The sequence below is a fragment of the Geothrix alkalitolerans genome (genome assembly GCF_022808885.1).
Taxonomy (GTDB): domain Bacteria; phylum Acidobacteriota; class Holophagae; order Holophagales; family Holophagaceae; genus Geothrix; species Geothrix alkalitolerans.
On record NZ_JAKZLE010000003.1, the window covers coordinates 210111 to 225531 of the forward strand.

Here is a 15421-nt window from a genome sequence, read left to right on the forward strand (position 1 = left end):
ATAGCGGCTGGCCGGTCACTTCCCCATCGGACAGTCGGGGTTCATCCCCGGGCCGCGGCCGTGACGGGGCCCCATGCCGGCGCCGCGTCCCATGCCGGGCCCCATGCCGGGACCTTGGGGCATCTTCTCGAACTGGGCCTTCTGCTCGGGCGTCAGCAGAGGGACGATCTCCTGCCGCACGGCGCGGTGCTCCAGCATCACGGCGAACTGGGCGGCGGAGGCCTTCTCGTGCAGGGCCTGGAGCGTCTTGGCATCGGTGCCGGCGTTGGCCATGGCCTCCCGCAGGGCCTGGCGGGCGGCCTGGGCGGCTTCCACCTTGGCCTGGATGGCCGCCTGGTGGCGCTCATGGATGGCCTTCACCTGGGTCTGCTGGGCCTCGGTGAGGTGGAGGGCCCTGAGGCCCCGGCCAGACGCAAATCCGGGTCCGAAGCCTGGGCCCCGGCCCTGGGCGGCCAGAGAGACGCCGAGAACCAGCACGGCGGCGGCGAGCGTGGTGAATCGGAAGGGATGGGAGATCATGGGAAGCTCCTGGAGGGTCGGGGACGGATCATCCGTCCACACCAGGAGATGCCCACCACAGGGGAAAGGTGGAGCCGGGTTCGCGAATGGCAGACGCAGGGGGCCGAATCGCAGCTTCGGGGGGTCGAACGGCGCTCAGTTGCTCCGCAGCCGCTTCCGGTAGAGCTGGGCGATCTCCGCGGGCAGCGGGTAGAGGGAGGCCTGCGTCACGGCCGTCTGGCCCTGGCGGGACAGGACGAACTGCAGGAACTCGGAGAGGGCCGGCGCGAGGGCCTTGCCCGGAGCCCGGTTCAGGTAGAAGTAGTAGGTCCGGGACAGGGGGTACTTGCCCGACACCACATTCTCCTGGGTGGGCGGCACCGGGTCCTTGGCCTGCAGGGGCGTCACCGCCAGCGTCTTGTTCCGCGACAGCCAGTTGGAGAGCGTGGCGATCCCGAGACCGTTGGCGTCGGTCATCACGGCCTCCGCGATGCTCGGCCAGTCCACCTCGTCATGCACGGTGGTCTTGTACTTGCCCTTCAGGAGCACCAGGTCGCGGATGGCCGAGCGCGAGGCCGTGCCCTCCGCGCGCATGTAGAGGTGGATGGGGCGCTTGGCGTAGTCGCCCCGAACGCCCAGATCACCCCAGGCGTCCACGGCCGAGTCCTTGTGGTAGCCGGCGTTGCGGGTGGTGGAGAAGGCCGCGTCCAGCTGGTCCATCCCGATGTCCTTGATGGGGTTGCCGGCGTTCACGAAGACGATGAAGGCGTCGTAGCAGACCACCAGCTTGGTGGGCGCATAGCCGAACTTCTTCTCGAAGGCCTGGTGCTCGTCGAGGGTGAGCTCCCGGGCCATGTGAATCATGGGGACCGTGCCGTCCATCAGCGCCTTCACGGCGGTGGTGGACAGGCCGTTGACGACCCGGAACTGCACCTGGGGCTGCACCGCCCGGAATCCGGTCTTCCACTCCTCCCAGACATCCGTGAGGGAGTCGGCCCCGACGCTTTCGATGGTCGCGTTCACGTTCTGGGTGGCGGCATAGGAGGACAGGCCTGGATCCAGCTTGGAGGCGTGCTGGGCCACCCCCTGGCCGAGAAGCAGGGTGCTGGTGGCGATGGCGAAGAAGAACGAGCGCACGGAAACTCCTGCCTAGGCAAACACGGAACTCATGAAGCAAGACGACTTGTAGGGTCCTGGCAAGGCCCCGGAAAGCTCCAGCTTACTGTATTTCATGATTATTCTTTTGGCTTTTTACCAAGCCAGACCGGGACCGCAGACCGGCGATCACCCTTCCTCGGTTTCCCCGATGTCCTCCTCGATGCCCTCCCACCGCCGGTGGGCCTGGAAGGCGGGATCCTCCAGGCGGGTCATGAACTCCGCCATGCGAGGACCCCAGGTCGAGCCGGGCACGCAGCCTTCCGGGGCGTGGGGCAGCAGGTCCGCCGGAGCCTCCTCCAGGCAGAGCTGGGTGAGGATCAGGCTCTGGCGGTAGCTTTCCCCTACGGGGGTGAGATTGGCGGCCAGGGTCTCCAGCACCTCTGCCAAGGGGGCGTCCTCGGCCAGCCCTTCGAGCTCCGCCTCCAGGAGCGCCACGGTCTTCAACCGCGCCGCGAGGAGCTTGAGATGCAGCCGCTCCAGGTCCCGGCGGGCGGCACCGCGGGCCAGGGCATGGGCCGCGTCCTCCAGGTGCGGGTGGAGCTTGCGGAACAGCAGGGACAGGGCGGTTTCCGCCGCAGACATGGGCACAGCTTCGGTCATGACCCCAGCCTACTACCGCCGCCTCCGGACGCATCCCATTGGACGGATGGGCCTCCCCTGGTTCAGCATGAGGGCAGGAGTTCCTGTGGCCCTATCGGACCTGCTCGATCTGACGACGCTCCAGAATCTGGTGGAGCTGGACGACGGCCAGCATGGGCTGGTGGTCGAGATGATCGGCATCTTCCGGGACGATACCCAGGGGCGCATCGAGGACATCCTCGCGGCGGCAGGCCAGGACGATGCCGAAGCTTTTTCCCGGGCCTCGCACGCCCTCAAGGGCGGGGCCGGCGCCCTGGGCGCCAAGGCGCTTCGGGCCCTGGCGGCGGACCTGGAGGCGCTGGGTCGCAAAGGCTCTGTGGAGGCCGGCCCCGATCTGCGCCCCCGCCTGGAATCCCTGTTCCGGGAAAGCCTCGCGGCCCTGGAGGCCTACGTGCGCGAGGGCCAGGCCAGGCAAGGCTAAGCGCAGGATCAGACGAAGGGTTAGGCGTAGGGCCAGACGTAGGGTCAGGGGCAGGCAGGCGGGGCTTCAAGGCTCCCCGAAAGACTTCACGCCGACGGTGCCCTTGGGCGGCGGCTGATCGCTGATCTGCACGCGGCCCGTGGCGTCGGTCCACTGGTAGATGCGCGTGGCGGCCCGCTGCTGGACCGTGGGCTCGGATACGGTCTTCTCTTCATCCACCTTGAATCCGCCGCGACCCTTCTTGAGCAGGGCCATGCTGCCCGCCAGCTTCGGATCGGGCTGGACGGCCTTGCGCTGGTAGAGGTCCAGCACCTTGGGCACATAGGCCCGGGTCTCGCGGAAGGGGGGGATGCCCTTGTAGCGGTTCACGGCGCCCTCGCCGGCGTTGTAGGCCGCCACCACCTTGTTCAGGTCGCCCTCGTAGTAGCCGTGGAGCCACTTCAGGTACTTCACGCCGCCGCTGATGTTCTGGCGGGGATCGAAGGGATCGAGCACCCCGAAGCGCTCCGCCGTGGAGGGCATGAGCTGCATGAGCCCCAGGGCCCCTGCCTTCGATCGGGCCTTGTAGTTGAAGGCGCTCTCGGCCTGGATGATGGCCCGGGCCAGGTGGATGTCCACGCCCTCCGCCTGCGCGATCTCGTCCACCAGCGCGATGAGCTCGGGGCTCCGGAGCGCCTTCGCCATCTCCGCGGAGGTCACCGCAAGACGCACCTTGCCCACACCTACATGCTTGAGCACCAGGCCCTGGCTCTTGACGTAGCTGGGCGGCAGGTTGTTGATCACCAGGCGGCCCTGCTTGTCGTAGTAGGTGTAGAGGTAGGTGACGCCGGGCTTCGCTCCCCTGGAAGCCTTCGGCGCCCCGGCGCCAAGCATCAGGGCTGGCGCCAGGAGGGCGAAGGGGAGGATGAGGATCGGGCGGACCATCGAACTCCATGATACGTGCACGGAAATCGACAAGCCCGCTTTGGGGGGCGGGCATTCTCGGTCTCCTGGCATAAGCTCCTCGCCGGATCCCGACTTCGCAGGCTGCCCCGCAGCCTGCTCCGTCACCCGACGGTCGTGTGGCATAAGCTTCTCGCCGGATCCCGACTTCGCAGGCTGCCCCGCAGCCTGCTCCGTCACCCGGCGGTCGCTTACATGTTTCTCCGGTACTGCCCGCCCACCTCGTAGAGGGCGCTGCTGATCTGGCCGAGGCTGCAGACCTTGGCGGCGTCCAGCAGGGCCAGGAAGAGGTTGCCGCGGGCCTGGGCGACCTCCTTGAGTCGGGCCAGGGCCGCGGGCGCACGGTCGGCGTTGCGGGCGTGGAAGGCCTCGAGGTTGCGGATCTGCTGCTGCTTCTCGGCCTCGGTGCTGCGGATCAGCTCGGGCGCGCCCAGCTCGGCGGGCTTGGGGTTCAGGAAGGTGTTCACGCCCACGATGGGCAGCTCCCCGCTGTGCTTGAGGTGCTCGTAGTGCATGGACTCTTCCTGGATCTTGCCGCGCTGGTACATGGTCTCCATGGCGCCCAGCACGCCGCCGCGGTCCGCGATGCGGCGGAACTCCGCCAGCACGGCCTCCTCCACCAGCTCCGTCAGCTGCTCGATGAGGAAGGAGCCCTGGAGCGGGTTCTCGTTCTTCGCCTCGCCCAGCTCGCGGTTGATGATGAGCTGGATGGCGATGGCCCGGCGCACGCTCTCCTCGGTGGGCGTGGTGATGGCCTCGTCATAGGCGTTGGTGTGCAGGCTGTTGCAGTTGTCATAGATGGCGTAGAGGGCCTGCAGCGTGGTGCGGATGTCGTTGAAGTCGATCTCCTGGGCGTGGAGCGACCGGCCCGAGGTCTGGATGTGGTACTTCAGCTTCTGGCTGCGGTCGTTGGCGCCGTACTTCTCCTTCATGGCCACGGCCCAGATGCGGCGGGCCACGCGGCCGATGACGCTGTACTCGGGATCGAGGCCGTTGCTGAAGAAGAAGCTGAGGTTCGGCGCGAAGTCGTCGATGTGCATGCCGCGGGAGAGGTAGTACTCGACGAAGGTGAAGCCGTTGGCCAGGGTGAAGGCCAGCTGGCTGATGGGGTTCGCCCCGGCCTCGGCGATGTGGTAGCCGCTGATGCTCACGGAGTAGAAGTTGCGGACCTTCTCCTCGATGAAGGTCTGCTGGATGTCGCCCATGACCTTGAGGCTGAACTCCGTGCTGAAGATGCAGGTGTTCTGGGCCTGGTCCTCCTTGAGGATGTCGGCCTGCACGGTGCCGCGCACGGTCTGGAGGGCCTCGGCGCGGAGCTTGGCATAGACCTCCGGTGGCAGCACCTCGTCGGCGGTGGCGCCCAGGAGCGCCAGGCCCAGGCCGTCGTTGCCCTCGGGCAGTGTTTCGCCATAGCGGGGGCGAGTCATGCCCTTGGCTGCGTACAGCGCGTCAATCTTCTTCTGGGCCGTCTCCAGCTGTCCGTGTTCCTTCAGCCACACCTCGGCCCGCTGGTCGATGGCGGCGTTGAGGAAGAAGGCCAGCATGGTTGGCGCGGGCCCGTTGATGGTCATGCTCACGCTGGTGGTGGGGCAAAGCAGGTCGAAGCCGGAATAGAGCTTCTTGGCGTCGTCCACCGTGCAGACGGAGACGCCGCTGTTGCCGATCTTGCCGTAGATGTCGGGGCGGACGTGGGGGTCCTCCCCGTAGAGGGTCACGCTGTCGAAGGCGGTGCTCAGGCGCACGGCCGGCTGGCCCTTGCTGACGTAGTGGAAGCGCTTGTTGGTGCGCTCGGGCGTGCCCTCGCCGGCGAACATGCGGGTGGGATCCTCGCCCACGCGCTTGTACTCGAACACCCCCGCCGTGTACGGGAAGCGGCCCGGCAGGTTCTCCAGCAGCTGCCAGCGCAGCAACTCGCCCCAGCCCGAGAAGGGCGGCAGGGCCACCTTGGGCACCAGGGAGCCGCTGAGGGACATCGTGTAGTTCTGGGTCCGGATCTCCTTGCCCCGAACCACATAGACGTTCTCGGGTTCCGTGTAGCTGCGCTTCAGCTCGGCCCAGTCGTGGATGAGGCGCCGGCTCTCGGCATGCAGCTCGCCCAGGTGCTCCTGGTAGCGCTGGCGCAGCACCAGGATGGCCGTGCCCTGGTCCCCCTCGCCCGCCTCCGTGAGATGCACGGCGTCGTAGAAGCCGCCCGCGGGCGGCACTTTGTCACCCAGGGCGCGGAGGCTGGTCCAGAGGGCGTGGGCCAGCTCGGCGGTCTCCGCCTGGCGGCGGGCCCAGGCCTTGAAGCCCTGGACGGCATCGGCGATCTCCGCCAGGTAGCGCACCCGCTCCGGCGGGATGATGGCGGCCCGGCGCGGGTTCCCGGGTTCGGCCTCCAGCGTCGGGGCCCAGGCCACGCCCGTCTTCGCCGCCAGGGCCTTCACCAGGTTCACGAAGAGCCAGTTGGTGGCGGGGTCGTTGAACTGGCTGGCACAGGTGGCGTAGACCGGCATGTCGTCGGCGGGCTCGCTGAAGCGCTTGTGGGCCCGCTGGTACTGCTTGCGGACATCCCGCAGGGCATCCTCGGCGCCGCGCTTGTCAGCCTTGTTGAGCACGACGAGGTCGGCGAAGTCCAGCATGTCGATCTTCTCGAGCTGGCTGGCGGCGCCGTATTCCGGCGTCATCACGTACATGGACAGATCCACCAGGTCCGCGATCTCGCTGTCGCTCTGGCCGATGCCCGCGGTCTCGACGATGACCAGGTCGTAGCCCGCGGCCTTGGCGGCGGCGATGCTGGACACCAGGGCCTCGCTGGTGGCCCGGTGGGCCGCGCCGCGGGTGGCCAGGCTGCGCATGAAGACCCGGTCCCGGAGCTGGGGATGGTAGAGCGAGTTCATGCGGATGCGGTCGCCCAACAGGGCGCCGCCGGTCTTGCGCTTGGTCGGGTCCACGCTGAGCACCGCGACGCGGTTCTCGGGGAAATCCACCAGGAAGCGACGGAGCAGCTCGTCGATGAGGGACGATTTACCGGCGCCTCCCGTACCGGTGATGCCGAGGACGGGCACCCTCTTGGACGGCTCTTCGAACCTGCCCGCGCCGCCTGCCTCGACCTCGGTGATCTTCCGCGCCAGCGGCAGCGCCGCGGGCTTGGCCTGCGGATCAAAGTCGCAACGCGCCACCATGTCGTCGATCATGCCCTGGAGGCCCATGTGACGGCCGTCCTCGGGACTGTAGATGCGGGCCACCCCGTAGGCCTCCAGTTCGCGGATCTCCTCGGGGACGATCACGCCGCCGCCGCCGCCGAAGACCTGGATGTGGCCGGCGCCCCGCTCCTTCAGCAGGTCCACCATGTACTTGAAGAACTCCACGTGGCCGCCCTGGTAGCTGGAGAGGGCGATGCCCTGGGCATCCTCCTGGATGGCCGTCTCCACGATGTCCTGCACGGAGCGGTTGTGGCCCAGGTGGATCACCTCGCAGCCCGTGGCCTGGATGATGCGCCGCATGATGTTGATGGCCGCGTCGTGGCCGTCGAAGAGGCTGGCGGCCGTGACGAACCGGATCTTGTGCTTGGGCGTGTAGCCCTCCGTCGCGTGGGCGGCTTCGGGCATGGCGAGTGTGGACATGGATCCCCCCATCGGGCGAACCCTCAGTCTACCCGGGGCCTGCGCCCCTCTCGAAGGGCTGTTCACCTGGAGGTCAGTTGTCCTCGAGCAGGCCGATGGGGAAGCGGTCCTCCATGAGGCTCTGCCGTTCCTTCAGGTGCTGCAGGAGGGCCTTCCACTTGGGCAGGCCCCGGAGCGGCTCCAGCATGGGGCTGCGCTCATACCAAGCTGTGCAGCCGAACCCGCGGGCGAAGGCCCGTCCCGCCATGTCCATGGCGCTGGCCCGGTCGCCGATGAGGGCATAGGCCTCGGCCAGCCGGAGGGTGAACTCGCCGTCGGGCTCGCGCATGCCGATGCGCTCCTGGTCGTATTCCCGCAGGCGCTTCCAGGCCTCGTCCTTGCGGCCCTCCAGGATCAGGTCATAGATCTGGCTCAGGCGGACGATGTTCGGATAGCCGTTGGCCAGGGATGCCGCGGCCTTGAACTCCCGCTGGGCCTTCGTCTGGTCCCCCAGCACCAGGGCCAGGTAGCCCCGGTAGAAGGGCAGCACCCCGGAGGTGCTGCGCAGGTGGCCCGGCTGCTCCTGGAGGCTGGCCTCGAAGCGCTGGATCTCCCCGGTGTACAGGCAGGTGATGTCCACGGCCTGGGGCTGCAGATGGGCGAAGGCCAGCTGGTCCCGGAGCTCCATGGCGCGCCGCGCCAGGGGTAGGAGTCCGGCTCCCCGGGCCGCATACGCGATGCCGGTGAGCAGCGTGGGGTTGTAGGGCTGCCGGCGCCGCGCCTGCATCAGCAGGTCCAGGGCCTCGCCCTGATCGCCGCCGTCCGCCTTCAGCAGCGACAGCAGGAAGAGCCCTCTGGGATGATAGGGGGCCAGGTCCAACCCGCGTTGGATGAGGTTCTCCGTCTCCGCCTGCTCCTGGCGGAAGGCCGCCGGGTTGTTCAACATGCGCCGGTAGCGGAGGTTGCCGATGAGGATCCAGGCGCTGGCGCAGGACGGCTCCGTCGCGGCGGACCGCTCCGCCAGCGCCAGGGCCTCGTCCAGGTGCTCGTTCTTGAGCCGCCAGGCGCCGGCCTGGATCAGGTCCCAGAAGCTGGCGGGCTGCCGGGGAACCAGCGGAGAGGCCGAAGGCACGCGGATGCGCTTCGGGAAGCCGCCCAGGAAGGCTTCGAAGGCTTCCGCGGGCTTCAGCGGCGGCGCCTGGACGCGCTTCCAGGCAGGGGGCGCACCCTTCGTCAGACCATCCCCCCAGACATAGCGATAGGAAAGCGCCAGCGCCTCTCCCTGCCGGGAGGGCTGCAGCTCCACCACCAGGGTCTGGGCCTGGGTGCGGAGGTCCTCCAGGTCCGCAGGCAGCTCCGTGACGCTGGTGACGGCCGCCTGACCGAAGGCCTCCAGGTGGTCCTGCACCAGGGCCCCGATGGCCCGGCAGGAGGCAGGGTCGAGGCTTGCGCCCGGGTCCAGGCCTGGGTCCGCGCTCAGCCCGCTGCCCGGCGTGACCAGAAGCACGCGGAGGGGGCTGCGGAGGCCCCGGGCGGCCAGCCACCAGGCCAGCCCCCCCCCCGCACCGAGGATGGCAAGGAACAGCAGGCCCAGGACCAGGGCTGGGCGGCGGGGATGGAAGGTGGATTCACGCATCGGGTCATTCAAGGTTACGGGTTTTTCATGATCCCCCAAAGGAAGAAGGTGGTTCGGCGACCCCCACGTCTGCGCTTGGCCCCATATCCCCGCAAAGCCGCATAATCTCCGAGGAGCCGCCATGAACCCCAGCCCCCGCCGCCTCCTATCGGTCCTGGCCACCCTCGCGGCTTGGCCCCTCATGGCCCAGTCGACGGCCCAGGCACCCAGCGAGGAGGCCACCATCCAGCGCTTCCGCGCCCACGCGGCCCCCCGCGCCGTCGCGAAGCGTCCTCCCCTCAGCGCCGAGGAACGGAACACCATCCGGCGCTTCAAGGAGGCCAAGCCCAGCGTGGTCTATGTCTCCGCCATCGCCCCGGTCCAGGACCTGCGGACTCGGGACATCACCAAGATCCCCACGGGCACGGGCACCGGCTTCGTGTGGGACGAGTGGGGGCACGTGGTCACCAACCACCACGTCATCACCGTGGAGGACCAGGGCAAGCGCATCGGCGATGTGGACGAGGTGGAGGTCACCCTCGCGGACGGCAAGACCTACAAGGGCCGGGTGATCGGCACCAGCTTCGCCTACGACATCTCCGTGCTTCAGGTCTTCGCGCCCCTCGGCGCCATGCGGCCCATCCCCATCGGGCGCAGCTCCGACCTCCAGGTGGGGCAGGCCGTGATGGCCATCGGCAATCCCTTCGGCCTGGACCACACCCTCACCCGAGGCGTCATCTCCGCCCTGGGCCGGGAGATCGGCACGGGCTACAACACCCATATCCTGAACGTCATCCAAACGGATGCGGCCGTGAATCCCGGCAACTCCGGCGGGCCGCTCCTGGACAGCGCCGGGCGCCTGGTGGGCATGAACACCGCCATCGCCGCCGCCACGGGGGCCTCCGTGGGCATCGGCTTCGCCATCCCCGTGGACACCCTGAACCGGGTGGTGCCCCTGCTGATCGCGAAGGGTCGGCTGGAGCCGCCCCGCATGGGCTTCGAGACTCTGGGCAGCTACGAGGCCCAACAAATTTTCGGCATCACGCGCGGCCTGGTCGTGAAGGTGGTGGATCCGGATTCGCCCGCCGGCCGGGCTGGCCTCCGCGCCCTCGAAGTGGACGCCTCAGGTCGCGTCAAGACCATGGGCGACATCCTCCTGGGCTACCAGGGGAGGCAGATCGAGAACGAAGGGCAGTTCATGGCCATGTTGGAGCTCGAGTCCCCGGCCGACGAGGTGGTCTTCGATGTCCTGCGTGATGGGCGGGTCATCAAGGTGAAGCTGAACCTCAAGACTTCGAAGAAGAAGGAGCCCACGAGCATCTGACCCCGAGAATCCGCCTTCAGATGAACGCGGGTCCTAGTGATGGCGGGGCTCCTCCACGACCTGCGGCGGCGGTACTGAACCTTTGGCCGGGCGGGCTTTGGGATCCAGGTAGAACAGGGGCACCCGGAGAGGCTCGTCCAGGTTGGCGCAGTGGACCAGCAGCAGGGCCTCCGGTGTGATCCCGGTGCGCCGGATCCGCAGGACCTGCCGCGCCGCCTCGCCTTCGGGCGCATCCAGCACCTGGAATCCGCGACCCTGGACCTCCGTCTTCAGGATCCGGAAGGGCTTCCCGTCCCGGGCCTTCAGCTCCAGGGCCAGGAGCGTGGTCTTCGGCTCCGTGAACACCACGCGCGAAGGCTCGGGCACCACGGGCAGCGCGATGCGCCAGTCCAGGTAGAGGGTGAAGAGGGGCTGCTTTGGCGCGTTGGTGGCCACCTTGAGCACCTCCAGGCCCGCCGTGACGCCGGGCTTCAGGCGCCGGGGCCGCAGGGTCAGCCGCAGGTCCTCCCCGCTGTCCCCGGGCAGCAGTTCCGCGTCGAGGTAGTCCGGAACCTCCGAGGCCAGCACCAGCTTCAGCGGGTCGCCGCCTTCGCGCCGGAAGCGGAAGTCCAGTTCGGGGCTCTCGTGGGGGGCCACGTCGCCGAAGCTCTTGCGCTCGGCGTCCACCGTCACCTCAGGCCGCACCATCATGTCGTAGCGCAGGATGTAGTTCGGCTGGCCCGGATCGTCCGTGCCCAGGCGCACCGCCCCCTTGACGGGCCCCACCAGGCCCGTGGGATCCACCTTCACCTTCACCAGGCGGACCTCGCCGGGCTGCAGGGGCGCGGCCAGCTGGGCCTCGTCCAGGCTGAGGCCCAGGGACAGGTCCAGCACCCGCAGGTGGAAGGGCCGATCGTGGAGGCTCTTGATGCCGTAGGCCGCCTCGCGGATCTCGCGCGGGCCCACGCTGCCCAGGTGGACCGGGAAGGGCGTGGTGAGCTCGATGCGGGCGGGCGGCACCGGATCCGGCTTGGCCGGCGCGGGCGCGGCGGGCAACTGCGTCAGGAGGAGGAGAGCGGGCGGGAACAGCATGTCGAGTCCTGGAGGCGTACCTCCAGTGTGCCGCGCCGGCGGCGACGACCCGAGATGTTAATTGTTGTTAAGTGCATCAATTTCACCTCGCGGTCACACCCCGTCCGGATGGAATGGGGAGGATTCATTTTTCTTTCGACGAGGTGATCATGCCTGCCTTCCGCGTCCTATTGAGCCTGGCCCTGGCCGTGGCGCTCGGGGCCCAGACCCCCAAGAAGATCCTGTTCGACCACACCCGCCACGAAGAGGCCGGCACCTCCGCCGAGTGGGTGATCTGCTCCGCCAGCGAGCCCGACCCCAGCCCGGTGGCCCCCGCCTCTGAGACCGACTGGAACGGGGGCATCAGCGCCTGGGCCTTCGACCTCTACAAAGCCGGGTACAAGGTCCAGTCCCTGCCCCCGGCGGGCCGAGTGACCTACGGCGACGCCACCAACGCCCAGGACCTCTCCAGCTACGCCGTCTACGTCATTCCCGAGCCCTACCTCCTGTTCACGGCGGCGGAGAAGCAGGCCATCCTCAGCTTCGTCCAGAACGGGGGCGGGCTGTTCATCGTGTGCAACCACCCCGGCGCCGCACGCTACAGCGGCACCGGCGGCACGGACGCCTACACCGTGTTCAACGACTTGGTGGCCGTGAACGGCGGCAACCCCTACGGCTTCACCTTCGTGCCCGGCCACGGCCCCGGCGACACCCTGGCGAACACCACCAGCACCGCCTTCGCCACAGGCACCAGCCCCGCCGAGCAGGCCATCATCCACGGCGCCTACGGCGGCCTGGGGCTGATGGACTTCCACTCCTACTCGTACCTGAACTTCAACACGGCCCAGAACCCCAACGTGCAGGAGATCCTCCACACCCAGATCAGCGGGGACACGGGCTCCTTCATCGTGACCTGCACCGTGGGCTCCGGTCGTGTGGTGGCCATCAGCGACAGCGCCCCCTCGGATGACGGCACCACGACCACCACCGGCAAGTCCCTGCACAACAGCTACACCCTCAACAGCAACAAGGCCTTCTTCCTGAACGCCACCGCCTACCTGGCCGGCGACGCGGGACCGACGGCACCCACGCCTGTGGTGGGCATCACCTCCCCCAGCGCCAACGTCACCCTGACTGCCGGCGGGTCCGTCAGCTTCCAGGGCAGCGCCACCATCGCCGACGGCAGCGCCATGACCTACAGCTGGTCTTTCGGCGACGGAGGCAGCGCCTCCCTGCTGGGCCCCGTCAGCCACACCTACGCGACCGCGGGCACCTACACCGCCACCTTCACGGCCACCAGCAACCAGGGCAAGTCCGCCTCCGCCAGCCGCACCATCACGGTGACGCCCGCCTCCTACACGATCACGGCCAGCGCCGGGACCGGCGGCACCATCACCCCCTCGGGCGCGGTCACGGTGGCCTCCGGCGGCAGCCAGACCTTCACCATCAGCCCCTCCGCGGGCTACGTCATCAGCAGCGTCACGGTGGATGGCGTGAACCAGGGCGCCGCCAACTCATACACCTTCAGCAACGTCACGGCCGCCCACACCATCGCCGCCGCCTTCGCCGCCAGCGCCGGCAGCAGCCTGAAGGAGACCTTCGACACGGGCACGAAGGGGGCCTATGCCGTAGGCAGCGTCGCCCTCGCCACTGGCTCCTGGACCCTGGATGACGCCCTCCTGGGCAACACCACCGCGGACCGCAAGGTGGGCGCCCAGAGCGTGCGCACCCGCAACAGCGGCAAGGTGACGATGGCCTTCAACTTTGCCACGGGCGCCAAGACCGTCTCCGTGAAGCACGCCAAGTACGGCAGCGACGGCAACTCCACCTGGGGCCTCTGGTACTCCACCAACAGCGGCTCCACCTGGATCCAGGCCGGAAGCAGCGTGACCACCACCTCCACCACCTTGGCCACCGCCAGCTTCACCGTGAACGTGGCGGGCGGCATCCGCTTCCAGATCCGCAAGACTGACGGATCCGCCAACCGGGTGAACTTCGACGACTTCCAGATCGCCGGCTACTGATCCACCCGCGCCCCATGAACCCCGGGCCCTGGCCCGGGGTTTTTCGTTATGCTCCCCCCATGAAGAGCCATCGGAAGGTCCTCACCCTCCACCTGCCCGGCCGCACGGGCTTCGTGAACATCACGGCCGAGGTGGCTGCCGCGGTCCGGGAGAGCGGCGTGCGGGAGGGCCTCTGCCTGGTGAACTCCATGCACATCACCTCCAGCGTCTTCATCAACGACGAGGAGTCCGGACTGAAGCAGGACTACCTGCGCTGGCTGGAGAAGCTGGCCCCCTTCAACGCCGGCAGCGACCCCGCCACGGGCGGCTACCTCCACAACCGCACGGGCGAGGACAACGGCGACGCCCACCACAAGCGCCAGATCATGGGCCGCGAGGTGGTGGTGGCCATCACCGGCGGGCAGCTGGACTTCGGCACCTGGGAGCAGATCTTCTACGGCGAGTTCGACGGCAGGAGGGACAAGCGTGTTCTTATCAAAATCATCGGAGAATGACTCCATCTATCGAACGCCGCACTCCGGCGTCCTCCCAGGATCCGCTATCGCAGATCCTGGAGATGGAGCCTCTGGCGAGTTCGACGGCAGGAGGGACAAGCGCATCCTCATCAAGATCATCGGGGAGTGACCATGATCAGCCGCGACCTCGCGAGCCTTCCCAGGCGCGACGCCTACCGCATCCTCTCCAGCCTGGTGATCCCCCGCCCCATCGCCTGGATCACGACGGTGGACGAGACGGGCCGGGTGAACCTGGCCCCCTTCAGCAGCTTCATGGGCGTCTTCGGGCCGCCCATGCTGGCCTTCACGGTGGGCCGCCGCCGGGACGGCTCCCTCAAGGACACCCAGCGCAACCTACGAGCGAACGGAGAGGCCGTGGTCCACCTGGCGGACCTGCCCCTGCTGGAGCCCCTTCACGCCAGCGGCGCCGAGGCCGATCCCGAGGTCAGCGAGGTGACCCGGCTGGGTCTGGCCACGGAGCCCTCCCTCCTGGTGGCCCCGCCCCGCCTGAGGGATGCCCCGGTCGCCCTGGAGTGCCGGCTGAACCGCGAGCTGGACCTGGGGCCCACCACCACCCTGGTCCTGCTCGACGTGGTGATGGCCCACGCCGCGGAGCGCATCTGGAATGCCGAGCATGACTGCGCGGATGCCAGCCAGTGGACGCCTGTCGTCCGGCTGGCCTCCGTGGTGGGGCCCAACTATGGCGCCCTGGGGGCGACCTTCCGCCTCGGCCCCTCCGAGCTGCCCTGATCAGGCCTCGTCCGGCTCCACGAACAGGTGCTGGATCTGGGGGAAGCGCTGGTGGAGGTCCCGCTCCAGGGCGTTGATGGCCGCCACCAGGGCCGTCCCGCTGGGCTGGTCGTGGAACTTCACCTTCAGGGCCACCATGAGCCGGTCGCTGCCCACGATGACGGCCACGAGGCTCAGCACCTGGTCCACGGCGGATGCTTCCTCCACGGCGCTGCGGAGAGCGGCGCGCAGGGCCAGGGGCGGCGCCTCGTTCATGAGCAGGCTCGCCACCTCGACGCCCACGAAGAGGGCCACCGCGATGAGGAGGAGCCCGATGGCCACGCTGCCGATGCCATCCCAGACAGGGTTGCCCGTGGCCAGAGTGAGCAGCACGGCCGCCAGGGCGAACACCAGGCCCAGCAGGGCGGCGATGTCCTCCGCCACCACCACCACCAGCTCCGTGCGGCTGGACTGGCGCAGGTAGCGCAGCAGGGACCGCCCGCGGCGTTCCGGTTCGGCCGCGCGGAGGGCGCCGCGCAGGGAGGCGCCCTCGAGGAGGATGGCGAAGATCAGCAGGGCCACGGCCCAGCCCAGGTGGTGGGGGTGCTCGGGATGCCGGATCTTGTGGACCCCCTCCACCAGGGAGTAGAGGCCGCCCACGCTGAAGAGCAGCAGGGCCACCAGGAAGCTGGCCACGAAGGCTGCCTGGCCATGGCCCAGCGGATGCTTCGGCCCCGCGGGCCGGGTGCCTTGGCGCAATCCGATGAAGAGCAGCACCTGGTTCGCGCAATCGGCGGTCGAATGGATGGCTTCGGTGAGGAGGCTGGAACTGCCGGTCAGGAGGAACACACCGAACTTGGAGACGGCGATGCCCCCGTTGGCGGCGAGGGCGAGGGCGATGGCTCGGGTGGATCCGGTGGACATGGCTCCAGCATAGGGCCGG

13 protein-coding genes are annotated in these 15421 nt (G+C 68.6%); 5 read left to right on the top strand and 8 right to left on the bottom strand.

Going from position 1 to position 15421, the window contains the following annotated elements; genetic code table 11:
- Positions 1-15 precede the first annotated feature (15 nt).
- The 3 genes from MLJ35_RS08610 to MLJ35_RS08620 form a co-directional block, all read right to left on the bottom strand.
- Entirely contained in the window at positions 16-519 is a 504-nt protein-coding gene (locus tag MLJ35_RS08610) for a Spy/CpxP family protein refolding chaperone (protein WP_243383994.1), read from the bottom strand.
- A gap of 135 nt (positions 520-654) precedes the next feature.
- Complete coding sequence (locus MLJ35_RS08615; protein WP_243383995.1) at positions 655-1635, bottom strand: PstS family phosphate ABC transporter substrate-binding protein; 981 nt, start codon at positions 1633-1635, stop codon at positions 655-657.
- A gap of 147 nt (positions 1636-1782) precedes the next feature.
- The gene (locus tag MLJ35_RS08620; RefSeq protein ID WP_243383996.1) at positions 1783-2256 is read right to left on the bottom strand and encodes a hypothetical protein; all 474 of its coding nucleotides are present in this window, start codon (positions 2254-2256) and stop codon (positions 1783-1785) included.
- Between the two features lie 85 nt (positions 2257-2341).
- Here MLJ35_RS08620 and MLJ35_RS08625 point away from each other — a divergent pair, with 85 nt between their 5' ends.
- The gene (locus tag MLJ35_RS08625) at positions 2342-2716 is read left to right on the top strand and encodes an Hpt domain-containing protein (protein WP_243383997.1); all 375 of its coding nucleotides are present in this window, start codon (positions 2342-2344) and stop codon (positions 2714-2716) included.
- Positions 2717-2782: 66 nt separating this feature from the next.
- On the opposite strand, the gene MLJ35_RS15920 is transcribed toward MLJ35_RS08625, so the two are convergent.
- The 3 genes from MLJ35_RS15920 to MLJ35_RS08645 all read right to left on the bottom strand — a co-directional run bounded on the left by MLJ35_RS15920 (position 2783) and on the right by MLJ35_RS08645 (position 8878).
- Complete coding sequence (locus MLJ35_RS15920; RefSeq protein ID WP_275976455.1) at positions 2783-3640, bottom strand: transglycosylase SLT domain-containing protein; 858 nt, start codon at positions 3638-3640, stop codon at positions 2783-2785.
- Positions 3641-3849: 209 nt separating this feature from the next.
- Positions 3850-7263 carry a methylmalonyl-CoA mutase family protein gene (locus tag MLJ35_RS08640; RefSeq protein ID WP_243383998.1) on the bottom strand — a complete coding sequence of 1138 codons (3414 nt, stop codon included), beginning with the start codon at positions 7261-7263 and terminating at the stop codon, positions 3850-3852.
- 73 nt (positions 7264-7336) lie between these two features.
- A complete protein-coding gene (locus MLJ35_RS08645; RefSeq protein ID WP_243383999.1) occupies positions 7337-8878 on the bottom strand; it encodes a tetratricopeptide repeat protein in 1542 nt (513 codons plus the stop codon).
- A gap of 121 nt (positions 8879-8999) precedes the next feature.
- On the opposite strand from MLJ35_RS08645, the gene MLJ35_RS08650 reads away from it, so the two are divergent.
- The gene (locus MLJ35_RS08650; RefSeq protein WP_243384000.1) at positions 9000-10181 is read left to right on the top strand and encodes a S1C family serine protease; all 1182 of its coding nucleotides are present in this window, start codon (positions 9000-9002) and stop codon (positions 10179-10181) included.
- 33 nt (positions 10182-10214) lie between these two features.
- On the opposite strand, the gene MLJ35_RS08655 is transcribed toward MLJ35_RS08650, so the two are convergent.
- Positions 10215-11252, bottom strand: coding sequence for a hypothetical protein (locus MLJ35_RS08655; RefSeq protein WP_243384001.1), 1038 nt, complete (start codon positions 11250-11252; stop codon positions 10215-10217).
- Positions 11253-11401: 149 nt separating this feature from the next.
- On the opposite strand from MLJ35_RS08655, the gene MLJ35_RS08660 reads away from it, so the two are divergent.
- The 3 genes from MLJ35_RS08660 (at position 11402) to MLJ35_RS08670 (ending at position 14499) form a co-directional block, all read left to right on the top strand.
- Positions 11402-13255: a PKD domain-containing protein gene (locus MLJ35_RS08660; protein WP_243384002.1), complete on the top strand. Its 1854-nt coding sequence runs from the start codon at positions 11402-11404 to the stop codon at positions 13253-13255.
- Between the two features lie 59 nt (positions 13256-13314).
- Complete coding sequence (locus MLJ35_RS08665; RefSeq protein WP_243384003.1) at positions 13315-13749, top strand: secondary thiamine-phosphate synthase enzyme YjbQ; 435 nt, start codon at positions 13315-13317, stop codon at positions 13747-13749.
- Positions 13750-13881: 132 nt separating this feature from the next.
- Positions 13882-14499 carry a flavin reductase family protein gene (locus tag MLJ35_RS08670; protein WP_243384004.1) on the top strand — a complete coding sequence of 206 codons (618 nt, stop codon included), beginning with the start codon at positions 13882-13884 and terminating at the stop codon, positions 14497-14499.
- On the opposite strand, the gene MLJ35_RS08675 is transcribed toward MLJ35_RS08670, so the two are convergent.
- The gene (locus tag MLJ35_RS08675; protein WP_243384005.1) at positions 14500-15402 is read right to left on the bottom strand and encodes a cation diffusion facilitator family transporter; all 903 of its coding nucleotides are present in this window, start codon (positions 15400-15402) and stop codon (positions 14500-14502) included.
- Positions 15403-15421 lie beyond the last annotated feature (19 nt).

What these genes read in the sequence shown, in the direction of transcription:
- MLJ35_RS08610 (WP_243383994.1), bottom strand. Translation starts at nt 519, where the DNA reads ATGATCTCCCATCCCTTCCGATTCACCACGCTCGCCGCCGCCGTGCTG.
- MLJ35_RS08620 (WP_243383996.1), bottom strand. Translation starts at nt 2,256, where the DNA reads ATGACCGAAGCTGTGCCCATGTCTGCGGCGGAAACCGCCCTGTCCCTG.
- MLJ35_RS15920 (WP_275976455.1), bottom strand. Translation starts at nt 3,640, where the DNA reads ATGGTCCGCCCGATCCTCATCCTCCCCTTCGCCCTCCTGGCGCCAGCC.
- MLJ35_RS08640 (WP_243383998.1), bottom strand. Translation starts at nt 7,263, where the DNA reads ATGTCCACACTCGCCATGCCCGAAGCCGCCCACGCGACGGAGGGCTAC.
- MLJ35_RS08645 (WP_243383999.1), bottom strand. Translation starts at nt 8,878, where the DNA reads ATGCGTGAATCCACCTTCCATCCCCGCCGCCCAGCCCTGGTCCTGGGC.
- MLJ35_RS08650 (WP_243384000.1), top strand. Translation starts at nt 9,000, where the DNA reads ATGAACCCCAGCCCCCGCCGCCTCCTATCGGTCCTGGCCACCCTCGCG.
- MLJ35_RS08655 (WP_243384001.1), bottom strand. Translation starts at nt 11,252, where the DNA reads ATGCTGTTCCCGCCCGCTCTCCTCCTCCTGACGCAGTTGCCCGCCGCG.
- MLJ35_RS08660 (WP_243384002.1), top strand. Translation starts at nt 11,402, where the DNA reads ATGCCTGCCTTCCGCGTCCTATTGAGCCTGGCCCTGGCCGTGGCGCTC.
- MLJ35_RS08665 (WP_243384003.1), top strand. Translation starts at nt 13,315, where the DNA reads ATGAAGAGCCATCGGAAGGTCCTCACCCTCCACCTGCCCGGCCGCACG.
- MLJ35_RS08670 (WP_243384004.1), top strand. Translation starts at nt 13,882, where the DNA reads ATGATCAGCCGCGACCTCGCGAGCCTTCCCAGGCGCGACGCCTACCGC.
- MLJ35_RS08675 (WP_243384005.1), bottom strand. Translation starts at nt 15,402, where the DNA reads ATGTCCACCGGATCCACCCGAGCCATCGCCCTCGCCCTCGCCGCCAAC.